The sequence below is a fragment of the Streptomyces luteogriseus genome, assembly GCF_014205055.1.
GTDB lineage: Bacteria > Actinomycetota > Actinomycetes > Streptomycetales > Streptomycetaceae > Streptomyces > Streptomyces luteogriseus.
Map to the genome: position 1 here is coordinate 2,947,325 of NZ_JACHMS010000001.1, position 23,334 is coordinate 2,970,658.

Annotated in this window: 23 protein-coding genes and 1 pseudogene; 10 read left to right on the top strand and 14 right to left on the bottom strand. The window is 70.9% G+C overall.

What is annotated here, in order from left to right:
• Positions 1-33: 33 nt before the first annotated feature.
• Together BJ965_RS12505 and BJ965_RS12510 are read left to right on the top strand one after the other, a co-directional pair.
• Positions 34-3,858 carry a multifunctional oxoglutarate decarboxylase/oxoglutarate dehydrogenase thiamine pyrophosphate-binding subunit/dihydrolipoyllysine-residue succinyltransferase subunit gene (locus BJ965_RS12505; RefSeq protein ID WP_184908715.1) on the top strand — a complete coding sequence of 1,275 codons (3,825 nt, stop codon included), beginning with the start codon at positions 34-36 and terminating at the stop codon, positions 3,856-3,858.
• Between the two features lie 86 nt (positions 3,859-3,944).
• The gene (locus tag BJ965_RS12510; protein ID WP_003992906.1) at positions 3,945-4,124 is read left to right on the top strand and encodes a DUF6104 family protein; all 180 of its coding nucleotides are present in this window, start codon (positions 3,945-3,947) and stop codon (positions 4,122-4,124) included.
• A 79-nt stretch (positions 4,125-4,203) separates the two neighbouring features.
• Here the strand turns inward: BJ965_RS12510 and BJ965_RS12515 are convergent, their stop codons facing one another.
• Positions 4,204-5,034 (bottom strand): hypothetical protein, encoded by an 831-nt coding sequence (locus BJ965_RS12515; protein ID WP_184908716.1) that lies wholly within the window; start codon positions 5,032-5,034, stop codon positions 4,204-4,206.
• A 148-nt stretch (positions 5,035-5,182) separates the two neighbouring features.
• Between BJ965_RS12515 and BJ965_RS12520 the strand changes: the two genes are divergently transcribed.
• The gene (locus BJ965_RS12520; RefSeq protein WP_184908717.1) at positions 5,183-6,154 is read left to right on the top strand and encodes a DUF4097 family beta strand repeat-containing protein; all 972 of its coding nucleotides are present in this window, start codon (positions 5,183-5,185) and stop codon (positions 6,152-6,154) included.
• Position 6,155: 1 nt separating this feature from the next.
• Positions 6,156-7,247 carry a helix-turn-helix transcriptional regulator gene (locus BJ965_RS12525; protein ID WP_184908718.1) on the top strand — a complete coding sequence of 364 codons (1,092 nt, stop codon included), beginning with the start codon at positions 6,156-6,158 and terminating at the stop codon, positions 7,245-7,247.
• Between the two features lie 39 nt (positions 7,248-7,286).
• On the opposite strand, the gene BJ965_RS12530 is transcribed toward BJ965_RS12525, so the two are convergent.
• From BJ965_RS12530 to BJ965_RS12545, 4 genes are all read right to left on the bottom strand, one after another.
• The gene (locus BJ965_RS12530; RefSeq protein WP_184908719.1) at positions 7,287-7,859 is read right to left on the bottom strand and encodes a Clp protease N-terminal domain-containing protein; all 573 of its coding nucleotides are present in this window, start codon (positions 7,857-7,859) and stop codon (positions 7,287-7,289) included.
• The gene (locus BJ965_RS12535) at positions 7,859-8,068 is read right to left on the bottom strand and encodes an HTH domain-containing protein (RefSeq protein ID WP_003992902.1); all 210 of its coding nucleotides are present in this window, start codon (positions 8,066-8,068) and stop codon (positions 7,859-7,861) included. The genes BJ965_RS12530 and BJ965_RS12535 overlap by 1 nt, the downstream gene beginning before the upstream one ends.
• Positions 8,069-8,168: 100 nt before the next feature.
• Entirely contained in the window at positions 8,169-9,134 is a 966-nt protein-coding gene (locus BJ965_RS12540) for a zinc-binding dehydrogenase (protein ID WP_184908720.1), read from the bottom strand.
• A gap of 403 nt (positions 9,135-9,537) precedes the next feature.
• Entirely contained in the window at positions 9,538-10,770 is a 1,233-nt protein-coding gene (locus tag BJ965_RS12545; protein WP_184908721.1) for an NAD(P)-dependent malic enzyme, read from the bottom strand.
• A 625-nt stretch (positions 10,771-11,395) separates the two neighbouring features.
• Here BJ965_RS12545 and BJ965_RS12550 point away from each other — a divergent pair.
• From BJ965_RS12550 to BJ965_RS12560, 3 genes are read left to right on the top strand one after another with little or no spacing between them, the layout of a single operon-like run.
• Positions 11,396-12,346, top strand: coding sequence for an ABC transporter substrate-binding protein (locus BJ965_RS12550; protein ID WP_184908722.1), 951 nt, complete (start codon positions 11,396-11,398; stop codon positions 12,344-12,346).
• 32 nt (positions 12,347-12,378) lie between these two features.
• On the top strand, positions 12,379-13,320 hold the full coding sequence (locus tag BJ965_RS12555) for an amino acid ABC transporter permease (protein WP_184908723.1): 942 nt from the start codon (positions 12,379-12,381) through the stop codon (positions 13,318-13,320).
• Entirely contained in the window at positions 13,317-14,078 is a 762-nt protein-coding gene (locus BJ965_RS12560; RefSeq protein WP_030851712.1) for an amino acid ABC transporter ATP-binding protein, read from the top strand. Before BJ965_RS12555 ends, BJ965_RS12560 begins: the two co-directional genes overlap by 4 nt.
• Positions 14,079-14,134: 56 nt before the next feature.
• Here BJ965_RS12560 and BJ965_RS12565 read toward each other — a convergent pair whose 3' ends face one another.
• Positions 14,135-14,905, bottom strand: coding sequence for a class I SAM-dependent methyltransferase (locus tag BJ965_RS12565; RefSeq protein WP_184908724.1), 771 nt, complete (start codon positions 14,903-14,905; stop codon positions 14,135-14,137).
• An 89-nt stretch (positions 14,906-14,994) separates the two neighbouring features.
• On the opposite strand from BJ965_RS12565, the gene BJ965_RS12570 reads away from it, so the two are divergent.
• Positions 14,995-15,654 (top strand): CGNR zinc finger domain-containing protein, encoded by a 660-nt coding sequence (locus BJ965_RS12570; protein WP_376777916.1) that lies wholly within the window; start codon positions 14,995-14,997, stop codon positions 15,652-15,654.
• Between the two features lie 65 nt (positions 15,655-15,719).
• Here the strand turns inward: BJ965_RS12570 and sodX are convergent.
• Positions 15,720-16,205, bottom strand: a pseudogene (gene sodX / locus BJ965_RS40425) (nickel-type superoxide dismutase maturation protease); the annotation flags it as partial.
• On the opposite strand from sodX, the gene sodN reads away from it, so the two are divergent.
• Positions 16,117-16,512, top strand: a complete 396-nt coding sequence (gene sodN / locus BJ965_RS12580) for a superoxide dismutase, Ni (RefSeq protein WP_031140564.1) — start codon at positions 16,117-16,119, stop codon at positions 16,510-16,512. The pseudogene sodX and the gene sodN sit on opposite strands and share 89 nt — an antisense overlap.
• A gap of 137 nt (positions 16,513-16,649) precedes the next feature.
• On the opposite strand, the gene BJ965_RS12585 is transcribed toward sodN, so the two are convergent.
• Positions 16,650-17,804 (bottom strand): inorganic phosphate transporter, encoded by a 1,155-nt coding sequence (locus BJ965_RS12585; RefSeq protein WP_184908725.1) that lies wholly within the window; start codon positions 17,802-17,804, stop codon positions 16,650-16,652.
• A 105-nt stretch (positions 17,805-17,909) separates the two neighbouring features.
• Between BJ965_RS12585 and BJ965_RS12590 the strand changes: the two genes are divergently transcribed.
• A complete protein-coding gene (locus BJ965_RS12590; RefSeq protein WP_184908726.1) occupies positions 17,910-18,644 on the top strand; it encodes a VOC family protein in 735 nt (244 codons plus the stop codon).
• Here the strand turns inward: BJ965_RS12590 and BJ965_RS12595 are convergent.
• From BJ965_RS12595 to BJ965_RS12620, 6 genes are all read right to left on the bottom strand, one after another.
• Positions 18,641-18,871, bottom strand: coding sequence for a hypothetical protein (locus BJ965_RS12595; RefSeq protein WP_184908727.1), 231 nt, complete (start codon positions 18,869-18,871; stop codon positions 18,641-18,643). The genes BJ965_RS12590 and BJ965_RS12595 overlap by 4 nt on opposite strands.
• 10 nt (positions 18,872-18,881) lie before the next feature.
• Positions 18,882-20,102 carry an RNA polymerase sigma factor gene (locus tag BJ965_RS12600; RefSeq protein ID WP_184908728.1) on the bottom strand — a complete coding sequence of 407 codons (1,221 nt, stop codon included), beginning with the start codon at positions 20,100-20,102 and terminating at the stop codon, positions 18,882-18,884.
• A gap of 29 nt (positions 20,103-20,131) precedes the next feature.
• Positions 20,132-20,545, bottom strand: coding sequence for a YciI family protein (locus BJ965_RS12605; protein WP_184908729.1), 414 nt, complete (start codon positions 20,543-20,545; stop codon positions 20,132-20,134).
• Between the two features lie 85 nt (positions 20,546-20,630).
• Positions 20,631-20,960, bottom strand: a complete 330-nt coding sequence (locus BJ965_RS12610) for a hypothetical protein (RefSeq protein WP_184918066.1) — start codon at positions 20,958-20,960, stop codon at positions 20,631-20,633.
• Positions 20,961-21,085: 125 nt separating this feature from the next.
• The gene (locus BJ965_RS12615; RefSeq protein ID WP_184908730.1) at positions 21,086-21,709 is read right to left on the bottom strand and encodes a GNAT family N-acetyltransferase; all 624 of its coding nucleotides are present in this window, start codon (positions 21,707-21,709) and stop codon (positions 21,086-21,088) included.
• Between the two features lie 372 nt (positions 21,710-22,081).
• Positions 22,082-23,251, bottom strand: a complete 1,170-nt coding sequence (locus tag BJ965_RS12620) for a family 2 encapsulin nanocompartment cargo protein polyprenyl transferase (protein WP_184908731.1) — start codon at positions 23,249-23,251, stop codon at positions 22,082-22,084.
• Positions 23,252-23,334: the final 83 nt, after the last annotated feature.

Genomic DNA, 23,334 nt, shown 5'->3' on the forward strand with positions numbered 1-23,334 from the left:
CATCTTGTGAAGCGGAAGAGGGCGGTTGCCGCCGTGTCGCCACAGTCCCCCAGTAACTCGAGCATCTCGACCGACACCGACCAAGCGGGGAAGAACCCTGCCGCGTCGTTCGGTGCCAACGAGTGGCTCGTCGACGAGATCTATCAGCAGTACCTCCAGGACCCGAATTCGGTAGACCGAGCCTGGTGGGACTTCTTCGCCGACTACAAGCCAGGGGCCCCCGCCGCCTCGGCTCCGGCGGGTACCGCGGCCGCGGGGGCCGCGGGGACCACCACCGCTCAGGCGGCCGCTCCGGCCGCCCCCGCCCAGGCCCCCGCCCCGGCGGCCGAGAAGCCCGCCGCAGCGCCGGCTCCCGCCCAGGCTCCGGCCCAGGCGAAGCCCGCCGCGCAGGCCCAGGCTCCGGCCCAGGCCCCCGCTCCGGCGCAGGCCGCCCCGGCCGCCAAGCCGGCCGCCGCCGCGAAGAAGGCCGAACCCGTCGGAGAGGCCCCCTCGGGCCCCGAGCAGATCGTGCTGCGCGGCCCCGCCGCCGCGGTCGCGAAGAACATGAACGCCTCCCTGGAGGTGCCCACGGCCACGTCCGTGCGCGCGGTCCCGGTGAAGCTGCTCTTCGACAACCGCATCGTCATCAACAACCACCTGAAGCGCGCCCGGGGCGGGAAGATCTCCTTCACGCACCTGATCGGCTACGCGATGGTGCAGGCCATCAAGGCCATGCCGTCGATGAACTACTCCTTCGCGGAGAAGGACGGCAAGCCGACCCTGGTCAAGCCGGAGCACGTCAACTTCGGCCTCGCCATCGACCTGGTCAAGCCCAACGGCGACCGCCAGCTCGTGGTCGCGGGCATCAAGAAGGCCGAGACGCTGAACTTCTTCGAGTTCTGGCAGGCCTACGAGGACATCGTCCGCCGCGCCCGCGACGGCAAGCTGGGCATGGACGACTTCACCGGCGTGACGGTCTCCCTGACCAACCCCGGCGGCCTCGGCACCGTCCACTCCGTGCCGCGTCTGATGCCCGGCCAGTCCGTGATCATGGGCGTCGGTTCCATGGACTACCCGGCCGAGTTCCAGGGCACGTCCCAGGACACGCTGAACAAGCTCGGCATCTCGAAGGTCATGACGCTCACGTCGACCTACGACCACCGGGTCATCCAGGGCGCCGCCTCCGGAGAGTTCCTGCGGATCGTCGCGAACCTCCTCCTCGGTGAGAACGGCTTCTACGACGACGTCTTCGAGGCTCTGCGCATCCCCTACGAGCCGGTCCGCTGGCTCAAGGACATCGACGCCAGCCACGACGACGACGTCACGAAGGCCGCCCGCGTCTTCGAGCTGATCCACTCCTACCGGGTCCGCGGCCACGTCATGGCCGACACCGACCCGCTGGAGTACCAGCAGCGCAAGCACCCCGATCTGGACATCACCGAGCACGGCCTCACCCTGTGGGACTTGGAGCGCGAGTTCGCCGTCGGCGGATTCGCCGGCAAGTCCCTGATGAAGCTGCGCGACATCCTCGGCGTCCTGCGCGACTCGTACTGCCGCACCACCGGCGTCGAGTTCATGCACATCCAGGACCCGAAGCAGCGCAAGTGGATCCAGGACCGCATCGAGCGCTCGCACACCAAGCCGGAGCGTGAGGAGCAGCTGCGCATCCTGCGCCGGCTGAACGCCGCCGAGGCCTTCGAGACCTTCCTGCAGACGAAGTACGTCGGCCAGAAGCGCTTCTCCCTGGAGGGCGGCGAGTCCGTCATCCCGCTGCTGGACGCCGTGCTGGACTCGGCCGCCGAGTCCCGCCTGGACGAGGTCGTCATCGGCATGGCCCACCGCGGCCGCCTGAACGTCCTCGCCAACATCGTCGGCAAGTCGTACGCGCAGATCTTCCGCGAGTTCGAGGGCAACCTCGACCCGAAGTCGATGCACGGCTCCGGTGACGTGAAGTACCACCTGGGCGCCGAGGGCACCTTCACCGGTCTCGACGGCGAGCAGATCGCGGTCTCCCTGGTCGCGAACCCCTCACATCTGGAGGCGGTGGACCCGGTCCTGGAGGGCGTCTCGCGCGCCAAGCAGGACATCATCAACAAGGGCGGCACGGACTTCACGGTCCTGCCGGTGGCGATCCACGGCGACGCGGCCTTCGCGGGCCAGGGCGTGGTGGCCGAGACCCTGAACATGTCGCAGCTGCGCGGCTACCGCACCGGCGGCACGGTCCACATCGTCATCAACAACCAGGTCGGCTTCACCGCGGCCCCCGAGTCCTCGCGTTCCTCCATGTACGCGACGGACGTGGCCCGCATGATCGAGGCCCCGATCTTCCACGTGAACGGCGACGACCCGGAGGCCGTGGTCCGCGTCGCGCGGCTCGCCTTCGAGTTCCGCCAGGCGTTCAACAAGGACGTGGTGATCGACCTCATCTGCTACCGCCGCCGCGGTCACAACGAGTCGGACAACCCGGCCTTCACCCAGCCGCTGATGTACGACCTGATCGACAAGAAGCGCTCGGTGCGCAAGCTCTACACCGAGTCCCTCATCGGTCGCGGCGACATCACCCTGGAAGAGGCCGAGCAGGCGCTGCAGGACTACCAGGGCCAGCTGGAGAAGGTCTTCACGGAGGTCCGTGAGGCCACGTCCCAGCCCGGTACGGTCGAGTCCTCGGACCCGCAGGCCGAGTTCCCGGTCGCCGTGAACACCGCGGTGACCACGGAGATCGTCAAGCGGATCGCCGAGTCCCAGGTCAACATCCCCGACAACATCACCGTCCACCCGCGTCTGCTGCCGCAGTTGCAGCGCCGGGCGTCGATGGTCGAGGACGGCACGATCGACTGGGGCATGGGCGAGACCCTCGCGATCGGCTCCCTCCTGCTGGAGGGCGTCCCGGTCCGCCTGGCGGGCCAGGACTCGCAGCGCGGTACGTTCGGCCAGCGCCACGCGGTCATCATCGACCGCAGCACCGGCGAGGAGTACACGCCGCTGCAGTACCTCTCCGAGGACCAGGCGCGGCTCAACGTCTACAACTCCCTCCTCTCCGAGTACGCGGCGATGGGCTTCGAGTACGGCTACTCGCTGGCCCGCCCCGAGGCGCTCGTGATGTGGGAGGCGCAGTTCGGCGACTTCGTCAACGGCGCCCAGACGGTCGTGGACGAGTTCATCTCGTCGGCCGAGCAGAAGTGGGCCCAGACCTCCGGTGTCGTCCTGCTGCTGCCGCACGGCTACGAGGGCCAGGGACCGGACCACTCCTCGGCCCGCCCGGAGCGCTTCCTCCAGATGTGCGCGCAGAACAACATGACGGTCGCCATGCCGACGTCGCCGTCGAACTACTTCCACCTCCTGCGGTGGCAGGTGCACAACCCGCACCACAAGCCGCTGGTGGTCTTCACGCCGAAGTCGATGCTGCGCCTGAAGGCGGCGGCGGCCAAGGCGGAGGAGTTCACGACGGGCCAGTTCCAGCCGGTCATCGGCGACACGTCGGTGGACGCGGCCGCGGTCAAGAAGGTCGTCTTCTGCGCCGGCAAGGTCTACTACGACCTCGAGGCCGAGCGTCAGAAGCGCGGCGTGACGGACACGGCGATCATCCGCATCGAGCGCCTGTACCCGCTGCCGGGTACCGAGCTCCAGGCGGAGATCAAGAAGTACCCGAACGCCGAGAAGTACCTGTGGGCCCAGGAGGAGCCGGCGAACCAGGGTGCCTGGCCGTTCATCGCGCTCAACCTGATCGACCACCTGGACCTGGCGGTCGGCGCGGACGTCCCGCACGGCGAGCGGCTGCGGCGCATCTCCCGCCCGCACGGCTCGTCCCCGGCGGTGGGTTCCGCGAAGCGGCACCAGGCGGAGCAGGAGCAGCTGGTGCGTGAGGTGTTCGAGGCGTAGTCGCCCTCGCGCGTCCTGTACGGCCGGGCCGCATCCCCGTTTCGGGGGTGCGGCCCGGCCGTTTGCGCGCACTTATCCTTGGGGGCATGTACTTCACGGACCGTGGCATCGAGGAACTGGAGAAGCGGCGCGGCGAGGAGGAAGTCACCTTCGAGTGGCTCGCCGAGCAGCTACGGACGTTCGTCGATCTCAATCCCGACTTCGAGGTACCGGTGGAGCGGCTTGCCACGTGGCTGGCGCGGCTGGACGACGAGGACGACGAGTAGGGAACGCGTCCGTCGGCCGTCCCCCGTGGCGACGAGCAGGGGAACGCGTCGCCGTCGGCCGGCCCACGCGCCGGACGTGTCAGTCGCGGGGGTGCGTGAGGGCGTAGGTCAGCCCCAGTGCGCCGTGCGCGAGGAGCAGGGCTCCGGCCGCGGCCCAGCCGCCACCCCTCCGCCGCAGGCCCCGCACCAGGAGCGGCAGGCCCGCCGCCACCTGCGCCAGGGCCAGGGCGCGGGCCCTGGGGCCGCCCGTCCAGGGCATCCAGGGGCCGAGGCGGCTGTGGTCCACGGTGCCGCGTTCCGCGACCGCCTCACGCCAGCCCGGCCACTCGACGGGCAGGCTGTCCGGCCGTTCGGCGGCGGCCTCCAAGAGGCGGTCGGCGGGTGCGCCGGGGGCCAGTCCGGCGGGCAGGGAGACACCCACGCGCGCGAGGACCGCGAGCAGGCCGCGCAGGCGGGTGCCGGCGTCCGCCGCGGAGTCGGGTTCGGCCAGCCGGTCGAGGGCCTCCACGTCCAGCACGGGGTCGAGACCCAGGCGGGCGGCGAACGTGCGCATCGCCTCGTCCTCCCCGACCGGTACACCGCTCGCGAGCCACTCGAAGCCGACCGGGCGGCGGAAGCCTGACGCGAACGTGAATCCCGCGTGGCCGGGGTCCCACCACAAGGCCAGGACGGGCCAGGGCGCGCCGACGGCGAGGGCCGTGGTCCACCCGGTGACCACGCGGTCGACGGGCTCGGCGCCGTCCCGCCAGGGCCTGCCCTCGGGGACGAGGACGCTCCATTCGTCGCCCGCGCGCGTGAGCCGCATCGGTTCGCGCAGCAGGTGGGCGACGGGGGCGACGGACGCGGGCGCCGCCCGGCACAGCAGCAACGCCCCGGACGCGGGACCGGTGGGGGCAGCTTCCGTCGGCATGCTCACACGCTAGGTCGAATCGCCAGATTTTGAGTACTTTTATCCCCCCACACCTCCCCGGAACGGGTGTCTTGACTTTCCCGGACCGCGATATATCGTGAATACGAGAGGACGCGATATGGCGCGTCGAATCGGGGAGGTCTGCACCATGTCCGAGTGGTCCGTCACGGAACCGAGGAAGCTCACCTTCGACGAGCCCGTGAGCGATCTGCACGTACGTCTCGTCAACGGAACGGTGAACGTGGTGGGCACCGACGAAGGTTCCGCCCGCCTGGAGATCTCCGAGATCGAGGGACCACCCCTGGTGGTGACCCAGCAGGACGGCGTCCTGACGGTGGCCTACGAGGACCTGCCCTGGAAGGGCTTCCTCAAGTGGCTGGACCGCAAGGGCTGGCGCCGTAGCGCGGTGGTCTCCCTGGCCGTCCCGGCCGGCACCCGCGTGGAGGTGGGCGTGGTGGGCGCGGCCGCCGTGATCTCCGGGATCCAGGGCCCTTCGGTGGTGAAGGGCGTCACCGGCGACACGACGCTCGTGGGACTCTCGGGCCCGGTACGCGCCGACACCGTCTCCGGCAGCCTGGAGGCCCAGGACGTGACCGGCGAGCTGCGGTTCAACTCGGTCTCCGGCGACCTCACGGTGGTCGAGGGCTCCGGGCCCTCCGTGCGGGCGGAGTCGGTCAGCGGCTCGATGATCGTCGACCTCGACCCGAACGGCCCGACGGACGTCCGGCTCACCAGCGTCTCGGGCGAGATCGCGATCCGGCTGCCGTACCCGGCGGACGCGGAGGTCGAGGCGAACACGGCGAGCGGCTCCGTCTCCAACGCCTTCGACGGACTGCGGGTGCACGGCCAGTGGGGCGCCCACAAGATCACGGGCCGCCTGGGCGCGGGCACCGGCAAACTGCGGGCCACCACCGTCTCCGGCTCGATCGCCCTGCTGCGCCGCCCCGCCGGGGAGGACGATCACGACGAGTGGGGGAAGACCCCGCCCGCCGCCGGCGGCGCGGCGGCAGCCCCGGGGCGCGGCACCCAGGACGGCTCGGGAGACAATTCCGTCTCCGGCCCGGGCGATGACCCCACCACCGTCCCGGCCGACGGCACGACCGACAAGAAGGTGCTCTGACATGCCTCCCGTCTTCGCCCACGGCCGCCTCCGCCTCTACCTGCTGAAGCTGCTGGACGAGGCCCCCCGCCACGGCTACGAGGTGATCCGCCTCCTCGAGGAGCGCTTCCAGGGGCTGTACGCACCATCGGCGGGCACGGTCTACCCGCGCCTGGCCAAGCTGGAGGCCGAGGGCCTGGTCACCCACACCACCGAGGGCGGCCGCAAGGTCTACTCGATCACGGACGCGGGCCGCGCCGAGCTGGCCGACCGCAGCGGCGAGCTGGTCGACCTGGAGCTGGAGATCCGGGAGTCGGTCGCGGAACTGGCCGCGGAGATCCAGGCCGACGTGCGTGGAGCCGCCGGCGACCTGCGCCGCGAGATGCGCGCGGCGGCGACCGAGGCCCGCCAGGACACCGGCGCCAGGACCGACGGCACGACAGGCGCCCGATACGGCGACTCCTCGCCGTACGGCGACAAGGAGGCCTGGCGCATCGCCAAGGAGGAGATGCGCCGCGCCCGCCAGGAGTGGAAGGAGCAGGCCCGGCGCGCCAAGGATGAGAGCCGCCGCGCCCGCGAGGACGCCCAGCGCGCCCGCCGCCAGGCGAAGGAGGCCCAGGAACAGGCCCGGGTTCAGGCCCAGGAGCAGGTGCAGCGCATCACCCGCCGCGTCCAGGAGCAGGTGCAGGACCACTTCGCCCGGGGCGACTGGCCGACGGGCCTGCGCGAGGGCTTGAGCGAACTGGTCAAGGAGGTGGGCGAGTTCGGAAAGGACTACGGCAAGGACTTCGGCAAAGACTTCGGCTTCGACTGGACCGGCACCGGCACCGGCACGAGCACCGGCAAGCCCACCGCGGAGCCGACACCCTCACAGCCACAGCCCCCGGAGGACTTCCCGGCCGCCTACGAACCCGCCTGGGCCCACGAGGACGCCGCGGACTCCACCGGCGACCCGGCCCGCGACCTGGACCGCCTGCTCGACCGCTTCCGGGACGACATCCGCGACGCGGCCCGCGACCACGGCGTCACCCCCGACCAGCTGCGTGACGCCCGCCACCACCTGTCGACGGCGGCGGCCCGGATAGGAGCCCTCCTGCGGACGCAGAAGCAGTAGACGCCCACCCGGAGCCCTGGCCCTGCCCCGACCTGCCCTTCAGCCGGCCTTGGCCTCGCCACCACTGCCGTACAGCACCCGCACCAGGGACTCGTACGTCACCCCGTGGTCGGCGAGGACCTCGGCCGGCACGCCGGGGCGCAAGGTCAGGGCCAGCAGGAGGTGCTCGTCCCCGATGTGCCGGTCCCGCTGGGCGAGAGCGACCCTCAGTGAGCGCTCCAAGACCTCCTTGGCGCCCCGGCCGAAGGTGACCCGCCCCGACCACCGCCCCTTGCCCTTCCGGTCGCCCGCCAGAGCGCCGACCCCGTGCGCCTCCTCCACCCGGGCGACGATCTCCCCCACATCGATCCCCAACCCGGCCAGCGCGTCGGTCTCGGCCTGCGTCAGCCCGGCCCGCCGCCGCGCGTCACGCAGCGCCTCCCGCACGGACTCCCGCCGCTCATCGAGCCCGAGAGCAGCGAGCGCGAAGGGCCCCCGACCGCCCTCCCGGTCGAGCAGCGCCAGCAGCAGATGTTCCGGCTCCACACACTGCCCGCCCTCACCACTCCCCTCCACATGCGTGTAGGCGCCCTTGACCACGTCCCTGGCGTCTTTCGTGAACCGCTCGAACATCAATGCCTCCCGTACTTCTTGTGCACGGCCTGCCTGCTCACACCGAGTTCGGTGGCGATCTCCTGCCACGACCAGCCCTGGTTGCGCGCATTGCGCACCTGGACGGCTTCCAGCTGCTCCAGCAGCCGACGCAGCGCGGCGACGGCCCGCAGGCCGACCCGTGGATCACGGTCACCCGCACGCTCGGCCAGATCGGTCGCTTCGGTCATGAAGTCAACCTACGTTGACAAATGACATCCGTCAACCATAGTTGACAAACGAAAACGGCCGACCCATCCCGGACCGACCGTCAACGCACCTCGAGCAAGCTCAGGGATTCGTCAGCACGACCTTCCCGAACTGCTCACCGGAGGCCAGCCGCTCGAAGCCCTCGCGTGCCCGGTCCATCGGCATGACCTCGTCGATGACGGGCCGCACCCCGGTGGCGGCACAGAACGAAAGCAGGTCCTCCAGCTCGTCCTTGGTGCCCATCGTGGATCCGACGACCTTGAGCTCGAGGAAGAAGATCCGGGTCAGCTCCGCGTGCGAGGGCCGGTCGCCGCTGGTGGCACCGGAGATGACCAGCGTGCCGCCGGGCTTCAGCGACTTCACGGAATGCGACCAGGTGGCGGCCCCGACAGTCTCGATCACGGCGTCGACCCGCTGAGGCAACCGCGCCCCGGACTCCAGCGCCTCCACGGCCCCCAGCTCCAGGGCCCGCTTCCGCTTGGCCTCGTCCCGGCTGGTGGCGAAGACCCGGAGCCCCGCGGCCTTCCCGAGCACGATCGCCGCCGTGGCGACACCACCACCGGCGCCCTGCACCAGCACGGAGTCCCCGGGCCGCACCCCCGCGTTGGTGAACAGCATCCGGTACGCGGTCAGCCACGCCGTCGGCAGACAGGCGGCCTCCGCGAAGGAAAGCTCCTTGGGCTTGGGCAGGATGTTCCAGGTCGGCACGGCGACCTGCTCGGCGAAGGTGCCCTGGTAGCGCTCGGTCAGGATGGAACGGGGTTCCTTCGGGCCGACCCCGTGTCCGCTCTGTCCGATCACGGAGTGCAGGACGACTTCATTGCCGTCCTCGTCGACGCCGGCGGCGTCACAGCCGAGGATCATCGGCAGCTTGTCCTCTGCGAGGCCCACGCCACGCAGGGACCAGAGGTCGTGGTGGTTGAGGGAGGCGGCCTTGACCGTGACGGTGCTCCAGCCGGGACGGGCCTCGGGAGCAGGACGCTCTCCCAACTCCAGGCCGGACAGCGGCTGGTCGCGGTCGATTCGGGCGGCGTAGACAGCGAACATGACCTTGACGATAGGTTCCCCGAGGGACCGAAGGAACCATCCGCCCCTGTGAGACACGCCCTCTTGCCAGGTGGGCACCGGTGTTGCTGGGGCCGCCGCCTACGACGCGAAGCCGGACGCGCCCGCCCCCGCGTACGGCGAGAAGGGGCCGTGTCGGGGGGTGTCCGCCCGCAGCGGTTGGCGCGTCAACGCCAGTCAGTCGGTATGGGGGTCCATCGCGCCGTTCCGAGGACGGACACCCCCCGGCGCGGCCCCGACCCCCACCCCACGGTCAGGCGAGACGGACGCGCACCCCACAGCCCGCCGCAGGCAGACGCGCCACCCGAACAGCCCCACCCAAACGCAAAGATGTGGCCCCGCCCGATCCCGGACGGGGCCACCTCACATCAACGTCAGGTCGGCCTCAGCGCCGCGCCACACCCTCGGCCCGAGCGGCCGCCGCCACCGCGGCCGTGACCGCCGGCGCGACCCGCTCGTCGAACGGCGACGGAATGACGTAGTCGGCGGCGAGATCGTCCCCGACCACAGCGGCCAGCGCCTCCGCGGCGGCCAGCTTCATCCCCTCGGTGATCCGGGAGGCCCGCACCTGCAACGCCCCCGCGAAGATCCCCGGGAACGCCAGCACGTTGTTGATCTGGTTCGGGAAGTCAGACCGCCCGGTCGCGACGACAGCCGCGTACTTGTGCGCGACCTCGGGATGCACCTCGGGGTTCGGGTTCGCCATGGCGAAGACGAACGCGCCCTTGGCCATCGTCGCCACCGCGGACTCCGCGACCGTGCCACCCGAGACGCCGATGAACACATCGGCCCCGTCCAGCGCCGCTTCCAGCGACCCGGTGATCCCGGCCTTGTTCGTGAACCCGGCCAGCTCCTCCTTCACCGGCGTGAGGTCGTCCCGGTCCGCCGACACGACACCCTTGCGGTCGGCCACCGCGACATCCCCGATCCCGGCCTCGACCAGCATCTTGGCGATGGCGACACCCGCCGCACCGGCGCCGGAGATGACGGCCCGCAGCTCCCCCAGCGCCCGCCCGCTCAGCCGCGCGGCGTTCCGCAGGGCGGCCAGCGTCACCACGGCCGTGCCGTGCTGGTCGTCGTGGAAGACCGGGATGTCCAGCCGCTCCTGGAGCTTCCGCTCGACCTCGAAGCACCGGGGTGCCGAGATGTCCTCCAGGTTGACGCCGCCGAACGAGGGCGCGAGCCGCACCACGGTCTCGACGATCTCGTCGACGTCCGTGCAGTTCAGGGCGATCGGAACCGCGTCCACGCCACCGAACTGCTTGAACAGAATCGCCTTGCCCTCCATCACCGGGAGGGAGGCCTCGGGCCCGATGTCACCGAGCCCCAGCACGGCCGTACCGTCCGTCACGACGGCCACGACCGACGACTTCCACGTGTAGTCGTGCACGAGCTCCGGCTGCTCCGCGATCGCGCTGCACACCTTCGCGACGCCGGGCGTGTACGCCAGGGACAGGTCGTCCTTGTCACGGACCGGCACGGTGGCCTGCACAGCCATCTTGCCGCCGCGGTGCAACGCGAATGCCGGGTCGAAGGAGTCGAGGGGCTCCGCACTGCCCTCGTGCTCCGTATCTCCGGTCTTGCTCTCGCTGCGAGGATTGACGATCTCCGCTGCCACTTCGTTTTACCCCTTAAATCTTCATTGTTTTGAGGGTGGCCACTCCTGGTGAGGGGTGGGCGGGCACCGCGTAGGCCCATGTCGTGCTTGTACGTGTATACGTACGGGCGCGTACGCGACGGGCGCGCCGCACACGCGCCCTGAGCCCCGGATGAGGGGTGTAAGGACCCTTCTTACCGGACGGACGGCATCGGGGACGAGTCCATAACGCGAAGGTCACATGACAGCGCCCTGACTCTTCGTCCAAAATCGGGACAAGACCTGGACAAACCAGCTACAACCACTCAACTTTTAGCAAAAGCCGCGGTCCCCGTATCGAAATCCCGGGATATACCGAAGATCTTTCGGCCGGAAGGGTTGATTCCCATAGAAGGTCCGGCCGTGATGTACCGGAGTGGTGCGGTTCGGGGGTCGCCCGTTATCCGATTTTGACATGGCTGGCCCCCAGAATCGCGCAGTCCGAATGGCAAGATGCCGTAATCACACGAGGTCGCGACACTCGAAGAGGTGTGCTCTCGTCGACCCACGGCACTGCCGAGCCCTTCGGCGTGCCACGGCCGTACCGAACCCATCGGTGGCGGCCCGCCCCATCGGCAACTCCACCCATCCGCCGGAGGAACCCACCATGACCGCAAGCTCCACCCGTCGTACGACCGCCGCGCACTCCCGGCTAGCAGCGGTCGGTGCGATCGCGGTCGCAGGCGCGCTGATGCTCACCGGATGCGGTGACCAGACCAAGGACACCGGCTCGAGCGACACCGCGGCCTCCGCCCCGCTCGCCGACAAGCTGCCGCAGGCCATCCGTGACAAGGGCGTCATCAAGGTCGGCTCCGACATCGCCTACGCCCCGGTCGAGTTCAAGGACAGCTCCGGCAAGGTCGTCGGCATCGACCCGGATCTCGCCGCCGCCATGGGCAAGCAGCTCGGGGTCGACTTCCAGTTCGAGAACGGCACCTTCGACACGCTGATCACGGGTCTGCGCTCCAAGCGGTACGACATCGCCATGTCCGCGATGACCGACACCAAGGACCGCCAGGAGGGCATCGACTCCGACACCGGCAAGAAGGTCGGCGAGGGTGTCGACTTCGTGGACTACTTCACCGCCGGTGTCTCGATCTACACCAAGAAGGGCGACGACCAGGGCATCAAGAGCTGGTCCGACCTGTGCGGCAAGAAGATCGTGCTGCAGCGCGGCACGGTCTCCGAGGACCTCGCCAAGGCCGAGTCGAAGAAGTGCCCGGCGGGCAAGAAGATCGCCATCGAGGCCTTCGACAACGACCAGCAGGCCCAGACCCGTCTGCGCGCGGGCGGTGCCGACGCCGGTTCGTCCGACTTCCCGGTCGCCGCGTACGCAGTGAAGACCTCGGGTGGCGGCAAGGACTTCCAGCTGGTCGGCGAGCAGGTCGAGGCCGCCCCGTACGGCATCGCGGTCGCCAAGAACCAGACGCAGCTGCGGGACGCCCTCAAGGCCGCTCTCGACGCCGTCGTCAAGAACGGCGAGTACGAGAAGATCATGAAGAAGTGGGGCGTCACGGACGGCTCGATCGACGCGGCCACCATCAACGGCGGCAAGTGACCGCAGCGCAGCGGCACTGAAAGGCAACACCCGTGACTGTTGACATCGACAAGACGCCGGCCGACACCCCCCCGGCCGGACCGGAGGCCATCAAGGCCATCCCGGTCCGGCACTACGGGCGGTACGTCTCCGCCGTCGTCGCCATCGCCCTGCTGGTCGGGGTCGTGTACGCGTTCGCCCAGGGCAAGATCAACTGGGGCGCGATCCCGGACTACTTCTTCGACGACCGCATCCTGGACGGCGTCGGCAAAACGCTCCTGCTGACCGTGCTGTCCATGGTGATCGGCATCGTCGGCGGCGTCATGCTCGCCGTGATGCGCCTGTCGAAGAACCCGGTGACCTCGTCGATCGCGTGGTTCTACATCTGGTTCTTCCGCGGCACCCCGGTCCTGGTGCAGCTGATCGTCTGGTTCAACCTGGGCCTGGTCTTCGAGTACATCAACCTCGGGCCGTTCTACAAGGACGAGTGGTCGGACTTCATGACCCCGTTCCTGACGGCGCTGCTGGGCCTCGGCCTGAACGAGGCCGCGTACATGGCGGAGATCTGCCGGGCCGGTCTGCTCTCGGTCGACGAGGGCCAGACCGAGGCGTCGCACGCGCTGGGCATGAGCCACGCCAAGACGCTGCGCCGGATCGTCATCCCGCAGGCGATGCGCGTGATCGTGCCGCCGACGGGCAACGAGGTCATCAACATGCTGAAGACGACCTCGCTGGTCTCGGTCGTCCAGTATCCCGAGCTGCTGCGCGCCGCTCAGGACATCGGCCAGACCTCCGGCGCCCCCGCCGAGATGCTGTTCCTGGCGGCGGCCTGGTACCTGCTCATGACGTCGATCTTCAGCATCGGCCAGTACTACCTGGAGCGGTACTACGCGCGTGGTTCGAGCCGGTCGCTGCCGGCCACGCCGTTCCAGAAGATCAAGGCGAACGTGCTGTCCCTGTCCAACCGCTCGGCGTCGACGGGAGGCACCGCATGACCGCCATGGTCAAGGCCGAGGGCGTCCACAAGTCCTTCGGCCCCGTAGAAGTCCTCAAGGGCATCGACCTGGAGGTGAAGTCCGGCGAGGTGTTCTGCCTCATCGGTCCCTCCGGCTCCGGCAAGTCCACCTTCCTCCGGTGCATCAACCACCTGGAGAAGATCAACGCCGGCCGCCTGTACGTCGACGGCGATCTGGTCGGCTACCGGCAGAAGGGCGACAAGCTCTACGAGCTGAAGGACAGCGAGGTCGCGGTCAAGCGCCGGGACATCGGCATGGTCTTCCAGCGCTTCAACCTGTTCCCGCACATGACGTCCGTGGAGAACGTCATGGAGGCGCCGGTCCAGGTCAAGGGCGTGAGCAGGGGCAAGGCCCGCGAGCGCGCCCTGGAACTGCTGGACCGGGTGGGCCTGGCCGACAAGGCGGGCAGCTACCCCTCCCAGCTCTCCGGCGGTCAGCAGCAGCGCGTCGCCATCGCCCGGGCCCTCGCCATGGACCCGAAGCTGATGCTGTTCGACGAGCCGACCTCGGCGCTGGACCCGGAGCTGGTGGGTGACGTCCTGGACGTCATGCGCGACCTGGCCGAGTCCGGCATGACGATGATCGTCGTCACCCACGAGATGGGCTTCGCCCGCGAGGTGGGCGACAGCCTGGTCTTTATGGACGGCGGTGTGGTGGTCGAATCCGGCCACCCGCGCGAGGTGCTGACGAACCCGCAGCACGAGCGGACGAAGTCGTTCCTGTCCAAGGTGCTCTGACGGCGGACACGGCGAGGGGGCGGTACGGGATCTCCGTACCGCCCCCTTCGCGCGCGCTACTTCACGGCCAGCAGCAGGGTGTCCGAGGGCGAGCACCACACGGGCCTGGCCTCGCCGAACCCCTTCTCACGCAGCACGCGCGCGTGCCACCGGGCCGAGGGCGTGTCGCCCTCCGCGTGCTCGCCGTAGATCTCGTGGCGCCGGGCCGTGGGCTCGGCGAGAACGGGGTCCTTCGCCGCGAGCCGCCACCACTCGGCCCAGTCGAGGATGCCGTCCCGCTTGGCCTGATCCATGCGGGCGTGCCGCTGCGCCCGCTCCGCCGCGTTGATCCGGGGCGTCGTCTCGTCGATCATGTGGTCCGCGTTCATGAAGACACCGCCGGCGCGGACGAGTCCCGCGACCAGGCCGTAGAGGTCCGCGAGGGGTTCCCGGTGCAGCCAGTGCAGGGCCGTCGCGGTCAGGACGGCGTCGTACGAGTCGTACGGCAGCTTCGCCGGCCAGTCCGGGTCCTTGAGGTCTGCGGTGACGAGACGGACCCGGTCGTCGCCCGCGAAGGTGCCCTCGGCGATGGCGAGGAGCGCCGGGTCGAGGTCGACGCCGGTGCTGGTGGCCCCCGGGAAGCGGTCGAGCAGCCGGGCGGTGATGCTGCCCGTGCCGCAGGCGAGGTCGAGGACGCGAGGAGCGGTGCCCACAAGGGCCTCGACCATGTCGAGCATGATCCGGAACCGCTCCTCGCGGTCGGGCAGGTACCACTCCTGCTGCCGGTCCCAGCTCTCCTGCCAGGCGTGCCAGTCGGCGGTGACCGCGGTGATGCCGGCGTCCGTCATCGAGCCCCTCCCTCGTAATACCCTGGAAGCACCATCAGCTGTTACACGTGCGCACCCTCGACGATAAAGCCCCACCGTAAGGACTACAAGTGGAACTGGCCTATTACTCGGACTACGCCGTGCGCCTCGTCAACACCGAGGAACCGGCCCGGGGCAAGGACGCTCTGACGTCGGTCGAGGCCGTCCGCGATCTGTTCGGGCCCAGCCAGTCGGCCGCCCGCCGCGCCACCGACGCGGACGTGACCCGCTTCCGCTCGGTCCGGGCCCGGCTGCGCGCGGTCTTCGAGGCGGCCGACTCGGGCGACGAGAGGCTCGCCGTCGACCTTCTGAACTCGCTGCTGCTGGAGTTCCCGGTGAGCCCGCAGATCTCGGGGCACGACTTCCGCGACGACGACGGCCGCCCCCTGTGGCACATGCACCTGGCGGACCACCCGTCGAACGCCACCGCGGGCTACGCGGCGATCGCGGCGATGGGCCTGGCGTTCCACCTGACCGAGCACGGCGCGGACCGCCTCGGCCTGTGCGAGGCGGCGCCCTGCCGCAACGCCTACCTCGACACCTCCACCAACCGCTCCCGGCGCTACTGCTCCGACCGCTGCGCGACCCGCGCCAACGTGGCGGCCTACCGCGCCCGCAAACGCCTGGAGGCCGCCCGGCCCGACCTGCCCGAGAAGACGGGCCTCGCCGCCGACAGCGCCCAGCCGAGCAGCGCCCAGGGCGACCTCCGGTCCGACCTGCGCGGCCGGTAGCGGAACCGGACCCGCCCCAGCACCAGGTCGTCGGGCACGACGCCGTAGTCGGTGCTGTCGCCGCCGGCGTACGCGTTGTCCCCGAGCACCCACCAGCCGCTCTCGCGCCGCTGGGCGACCCGCTTGACGACCAGCAGGTCCTGCTGGAAGGGGTGCCGCAGCACGACGACGTCACCGGGCCTGACCCGCGCCCCGTAGTGCACCAGGAGCCGGTCGCCGTGGTACAGCGTGGGCACCATGGACGGCCCGGTCACCTCGGCCACCCCGAAGGGCGGGGCCGGCCTCCCCCGCTCGGACTCCTGCGACAGCTCCGGCATCACCCGGCACCTCCCCGGTTCTTCGTCCACCAGTCTCAGTCTCGCCCCGGACTTTTGTCCTAAGCCCATGGGGGCACCCGCGAAAAGCCGTCCCTCACGGAGTAATGTCCCCTGTGAGAAGACGATCACGAGGAAGGAATGCTCCATGCTTTCCCGCCTGTTTGCCCCCAAGGTCAAGGTCAGTGCGCACTGCGACCTTCCCTGCGGTGTGTACGACCCCGCCCAGGCCCGCATCGAGGCGGAGTCGGTGAAGGCCGTGCAGGAGAAGATGGCCGCCAACGACGACCCGCACTTCCAGGCGCGCGCCACCGTCATCAAGGAGCAGCGTGCCGAGCTCGCGAAGCACCACGTCTCGGTGCTCTGGAGCGACTACTTCAAGCCCCCGCACTTCGAGAAGTACCCGGAGCTGCACCAGCTGGTCAACGACACCCTGAAGGCCCTCTCGGCCGCCAAGGGCTCGACCGACCCGGCCACCGGCCAGAAGGCGCTGGACTACATCGCCCAGATCGACAAGATCTTCTGGGAGACCAAGAAGGCCTGATCGCCTTCGTACGGCGAGGGGGCCCGACCGAGAACCGGTCGGGCCCCCTCGTCGTGCGCGCTGTCAGTGGAACCGAGCGACGATCAGATGAATCGCCGAGTGCACTCCCGTCCGGATGCACGTCCTGCTCCCGTCGTTCAGGCGGCCGTGCCGACCTTGGCCGGCGGCTCGGTGCGAATGCCGGCCTCGTGCGCGTCGTTGACGTTGTGCGCGTGCACCGGGTTGCGGCGCGAGACGACCACCATGCCCGCCGCGAGGACCGCGCCGACCAGCGCGACGACCGCCGTGCCGAGGTCCCCGCCGTTCTGCACGACCGCGGCTGCCAGACTCCCGACCAGCGCGGCGGCGGGCAGGGTGACCGTCCAGGCGACCGCCATCCTGGCCGCGACGCCCCAGCGGACCTCCGCCGGCCGGCGGCCGAGCCCCGCGCCGAGGATGCTGCCCGAGGCCACCTGCGTGGTGGACAGGGGGAATCCGAGGTGGGAGGAGGTCAGGATGACCGCCGTCGCGGCGGTCTCGGCGGCGAAGCCCTGCGGCGACTGGATCTCGGTGAGGCCCTTGCCCATGGTGCGGATGATCCGCCAGCCGCCCAGATAGGTGCCCAGGCCGATGGCGAGGCCCGCGGACGCGATGACCCACAGCGGCGGGCCGGCGTGGTGACCGAGCGCGCCGGCCGAGATCAGGGTGAGGGTGATGACACCCATGGTCTTCTGCGCGTCGTTCGTGCCGTGGGCGAGGGAGACCAGTGAGGCGGATGCGATCTGGCCGATGCGGAACCCCTTGGTGACGGAGTCCTCGCGGGCCCGGTCGGTGAGCCGGTAGGCGAGGTAGGTGGCGAGCAGCGCGGCGACACCGGCGACGACCGGCGAGACCACCGCGGGCACGAGCACCTTCTCCACGACCTTCCCGAAGTTGACGCCCTGGCTGCCCGCCCCGACCCACACGGCCCCGATCAGCCCGCCGAACAGGGCGTGCGAGGAACTCGAGGGCAGACCGGCCAGCCAGGTCAGCAGATTCCACAGGATCGCGCCGACCAGTCCCGCGAAGATCATGGCCGGGGAGACGAGGGTGTCGTCCACGATGCCCTCCGAGATGGTCCTGGCGACCTCGGTGGACAGGAAGGCACCGACGACGTTGAGGACACCGCTGATCAGGACCGCCGTTCGGGGGGTGAGCGCGCCGGTGGCGATGGACGTGGCCATCGCGTTCGCCGTGTCGTGGAATCCGTTGGTGAGGTCGAAGGCGAGCGCCGTGACGATGACGACCGCCACGAGGAACGTGATGTGGTCCATTCCTGAATGCAAACAAGCGCGGGCCGATGGACGGGGAACGGTGTGGCGGGGGCCGGTCAAGGTTCACGCAGGTGGCGGGGGTGCGGCCCCTCTACGATCACCTCCATGAGGATCAGATGGACGTACGCCTTCATCGACCGCCCGCGTGAGACGTTCGGCGCGGCCTGTGACTTCTGGACGGCCGTAACGAAGACCCGCCTGTCCGAACTGCGGGGCGAACACGACGAGTTCGTCACCCTGCTGCCCGACGGTGCCGACGCGTGCGTGAAGGTGCAGGCGGTCGGCCCGGGTTCCGGGGGTGCGCACATCGACTTCTGTGTGGACGACGTACCGGAGTTCGCGGCCACGGCGGTACGGCTCGGCGCGAGCGTCGTGGCCGGCCTGGGGTCGCTCGTCGTGCTGCGCTCGCCCGGCGGGCAGGTGTTCTGCGCGGACCCCTGGCGCGGGCAGTCGTCGCGGCCGGGCGTGGTGCGGGGAAGCCGGCTCGACCAGGTGTGCGTGGACGTCCCGGCCTCGGCCTTCGGGAGGGAAGTCGCTTTCTGGAGCGCGCTGCTCGACGGCTGGGAGTCGCGGCCGGGCTCCCTCGCGGAGTTCCAGGTGGTCGAGCCGCCGTCCGGCCTGCCGGTCCGTCTGCTCCTGCAACGCCTCAACGAGGAACGCCCGGCCACCGCCCACCTCGACCTCGCCTGCGCGGACGTCGCGGCGACCCGGGCACGGCACGAGGAACTCGGAGCCGCCTTCGTGACCGGCTTCCCCGGCTGGACGGTGATGCGTGATCCGGCGGGCGGCATGTACTGCCTGACGACCCGGGACCCGGTGACGGGCGGGCCGCGCGGCTAGTGCAGGTCGGCGTACGCGCAGGCGACGGCCCCGGCCTCCTCGGGCGTCGGGCAGGGCGGCAGGTCCGGTGGCTCGTCGGGATTCGTCTCCTCCCAGACATACGGCCCCCGAGGCTCCGTCGAGTCCTGCATCCACAGGGTCAGCCCGCCGGCGACGGCCACGACCAGCACCCACACGATCACCACCAGGCGCCACACCCTGCGACGCCGCTCCCCCGGTCTGCCCATGTCTCACACGCTAGTCGCTCAACCGCGCCGCCCTGGCCCGGAGATAGCGCTGCTCGGGCAGGCTGAGGGTCTGCGAGGCGGCCGAATCGTAGGCGGCCCGGGCGGCTTCGGGCTCGCCCGCGCGCTCCAGGAGGTGGCCTCGTACGGCTTCCAGGCGGTGGCCCTTCAACTCGTCGGCCAGGGCGTCCACTTCGGCAAGTCCCGCGCGCGGGCCGTGGACCATGGCGACGGCGACCGCGCGGTTGAGGCGTTCGACCGGGCCGGGGACCAGGCCGACGAGGACGTCGTACAGGCCGAGGATCTCGGCCCAGTCGGTCGTCCCGGGCGAGGACGCCTCGTCGTGCACGGCGGCGATCGCGGCCCGCAGCTGGAACGGCCCCGGCCGGCCCCGGGACAGGGCCCGGGTGATGAGCGCGACGCCCTCCTCGATGGCGGCATGGTCCCAGCGGTCGCGGTCCTGCTCGTCGAGGGGGATGAGCTCGCCGTGCGGACCGCTGCGCGCCTCGCGCCGGGCGTCGGTGAGCAGCATCAGCGCGAGCAGACCGGTCACCTCGCAGTCGCCGGGCAGCAGCCGGTGGACCGTGCGGGTCAGCCGCACGGCCTCGCCCGCGAGGTCGCGGCGTTGCAGAGCGGCGCCGGAGGTGGCCGTGTAGCCCTCGTTGAAGATCAGGTAGAGGGTCTGCAGGACGGACGGAAGCCGTTCTTCCCAGCGGTCCGGGCGGCCGAAGCGCACGCCCCGCACCTTCTGCTTGGCCCGGCTGACGCGCTGCGCCATGGTCGCCTCCGGAACGAGGCAGGCCCGGGCGATCTCCGCCGTGGTCAGACCGCCCACGGCGCGCAGCGTGAGCGCGATCTGCGCGGGCGGCGACAGGTCCGGGTGGCAGCACAGGAACAGCAGCGAGAGCGTGTCGTCCTCCCGGGGTGCCCGCTCCCCGGGCGGCGGCGCCGTGAAGGCGTCCCGGGGCGTGAGCGCGGCCGCCCGCTCCTCGCGCTGCCGCCGGGCCTGATCGCTGCGCAGGGCATCGGTGAGCCGCCGCGAGGCGACCTTGATCAGCCAGCCGCGCGGATTGCGGGGCACGCCCGCTTCGGGCCACTGCCCGGCGGCCGCGAGCAGCGCCTCCTGTACGGCGTCCTCGGCGGCGTCGAAGTGCCCGTACCGCCTGACCAGCGCACCGAGGACCTGCGGCGCGTTGCCGCGCAGCAGGTCCTCGATCTCCGGTGTGCTTCGCACCAGTGTGTCCGTCGGCGTCGACCGGTCCGTCAGATGTCGCCGGAGCCGTCCATGATCGGGCGGATCACGACCGGATGGTCGGGCGCGCCGGCCGGCTGGGGGCAGCGGGCGACGCGTTCGGCGATCTCGGTGACCCGTTCCAGGCTCTCGCACTCCAGGACCCAGTAGCCGGCCAGCAGCTCCTTGGTCTCGCCGTACGGCCCGTCGGTGATCACGGCCTTGCCGCCGTCACCGAGGGTGACGTGCCGGGTCTGAGCCGGCTCGGCCAGGCCCTGCCCGTCGACGAGCTCGCCGCTCTCGGACAGGTCGTCGTTGATGGCGCCCATGTACGCGAACATGGTCTTCAGCTCCTCCTCGCTCCAGGCCGGGGAGTTCGCCGACGCCGTGCCGCGCATGGCTTCGTAGTCCGCCTGTGTGCCCTGCACCATGACCAGGTACTTCATCAGTCCGCTCCTTCGGCTCTCACCGCCCCGGTGGGCGGTTCTTCACAAGGGACGTCGGAGCCGGGCCGCGCATCTCGACACGTGCTCAGGGCTTTTCCGCGGCGGATTCTCCCGAGGCCGGTTCGGGCGGGCTCTCGGCGGGCGGGGCGGTGACCTCGGTGGGCCGGTCGTCGCCCGGAGACCCGTCGCCTTCCTGGAACCGGTCGCCTTTCAGGGACCGGTCCCTTTTCAGGGGCCGGGTGTCCTCGCCGGTATCGCCGCGGACGGCGCCTTCCGCGTCGTAGGCACCGCACTCGGGGTTGCGGCACGGGCCCGCCACCCAGAGCGGGACCCATGTGCCCAGCGTCTTGTGGCGCCGGACGACTGTTTCCACTGGCTGTCCGCAGGCCGGACAGACGTGTCGTTCGCTGCCCATGACCTCAGGGTAGGCCGGTCGGAAGCTGAGCGCTTCCTGTTGTACGCGCGCACCAGCGCGCCGTTGCCGAACGTGCGCACCGACTTCAGGGTGTGGACAGGGCCAGGAGGCTGTGCAGACTCGGCCTACGCGGGCCGGCGCGGCCTGGGTTCGCGCCACATGGGCCACATCGCCGGGCCGTCCGGGAGGTCGAGGGCCGGGCCGGCGGGCTCGAAGCCGAGGCGCTCGTACAGCTTGCGGCTGCGGGCGTTGCTGGCCTCCAGGTACGCGGGCAGCCCCTCGCGGTCGCAGCGGTCGAGGACGGCCTCGATCAGCGCGGTGCCGAGGCCCTCGCCCTGGCGGCCGGGCGCCACACCGATCATCCACAGGTACTCGTGGGCCCGCCCGGTGGGATGGACGGCGGCCGTCAGCCGTCCGATCGCCTCGATGCGCTCGTTGTCCGGGTCGACGGCCTCCCGCACCTGGGCCGGACCTTCGTCCTCGGCATCGCCGTCCAGGTCGTCGTGGCCCTCGTCGGCGGGCATGGAGAGCCACAGCGCGCAGGCGGAACCGTCCTCCATGACATCGATGCGGCCGGCCGCGAGCACGATGTCGATGAAGGCGGCCATGAGTCCGGGGTGCTTGGCACGACGGTCCTCCGCGCCCGGGAAGACCCAGCCGCTCACGGGGTCGTCCTGGAACGCCTCGTCCAGAAGCCGGACGATCAGCTCCCTGTCCCCTTCGCCCGCCGTCCGGATGGCCACACCCATGCCCCGCCCCTTCGCTCGACCCGACGGGCGTCGATCGTAGGGGCGTTGGCCCCCGCGGAGGGATGCGAGCAGGATCTTGGCGGGATTCAGTCGAACGTTTGCCCAAACTCTGTCGATGCGCGCACCGGTGCAGGAGCCGCTGCGGCAAGAGGCGGGCCCCGCACACCGTGGGGCAGTGCGGGACCCGCCGACCGGAGGCCGGAGACCGTGCGGGGTCAGGAGCCGCACGGCCCCGGCACTCCGGGGCTCTTCCTTCGGTCGCCCGAAGGCTGTCATCTGTGCCGCCGGTCGACGGCCGGCCACGGTCGGGCGTCGGCCACTGCCGGTCGGCGCTATCGGTCGTCGACTCCTGCCGGCCGGCACCACCGGTCGTCAACCGGTCCGCCGCGTCACGAACTCGGCAAGCGCCAGCAGACCGCCCGCCGCCTCCGGGTCCGGCACCGCTCGGGCCAGCTGCTGCATCGCCCGTGCCATCCGGTCGGCCGCCTCGCCCTGCGCCCAGTCGCGGCCGCCCGCGCGCTCGACGGTCAGGGCGATGTGGTCCAGGTCCCCCTCGTCGCCGGGTCGGGCGTACAGTCCGGCGAGCTCGGCCGCCGCCGGTGTGCCGGAGGCGAAGGCCGCCACCACCGGCAACGACTTCTTCCGGGCGGCCAGGTCGGCACCGACGGGCTTCCCGGTGCGGCTCGGGTCACCCCATATGCCGATGACGTCGTCGATGAGCTGGAAAGCGAGCCCTGCTTCCCGGCCGAACGCGTCCAGCGCCTCCACTTCCCCGTCGGAAGCGCCCGCGTACAGCCCGCCGATCGCACAGGCGCTCCCGAGCAGGGCGCCCGTCTTGGCCTCCGCCATGGCGAGCACTCCGTCGAGAGTGACCTCTGCGGGGGCGCACCGCTCCAGGGCCGTGTCCGCGTGCTGCCCCGCGCACAGTTCGATGACGCAGTCCGCGAGCCGGGCGGCGGCGGCCGGGGACGCCGGATGCGGGTCCTGGGCGAGCAGCCGCAGGGCCAGCGCCTGGAGGGTGTCCCCGGCGAGGATGGCGTCGGCGTCGCCGAACACGGTCCAGGCGGTGGGGCGGTGGCGGCGGGTGGCGTCCCGGTCCATCACATCGTCGTGCAGCAGCGTGAAGTTGTGGACCAGTTCCACCGCGGCGGCGGCGCGGGCCGCTCCCGCGCGTGCCTCGGGCCCGCCGAGGGCGGCCGCCGCGGCGAGGACCAGCGCGGGCCGGATCGCCTTGCCGGAGCCCCCCTCCGCCGGGCTGCCGTCGGCCCGCTCCCAGCCGAAGTGGTAGAGCGCGATCCGGCGCAGCGGGCCGGGCAGCGAGCCGAGCGCCGCCCGCAGCACCGGATCGACCTCCGCCCGGGCCCGCTCCAGCAGCATGACCGCCTCGTGCCCTTCGGCGGGTGCCACCCCGCCGTCCCCCTGCGTCCCGATGGGGCCCCGCCTTCCCGGAGCCCCGGCCGCCTGCCGGGGCTCGGTGCCGCGCTGCCCGCCGGGGGCGGGCAGTGTCGTCCCCGTCCTGGGCTCCATGAGGGACTCACCCATGTGACCGCCTCGGAGAATGAGCGGACGGTGGCGCTTCCGCTGCCGCTGGGCTCGTACCCCGAGGATGTACCCGCCCTGACGGG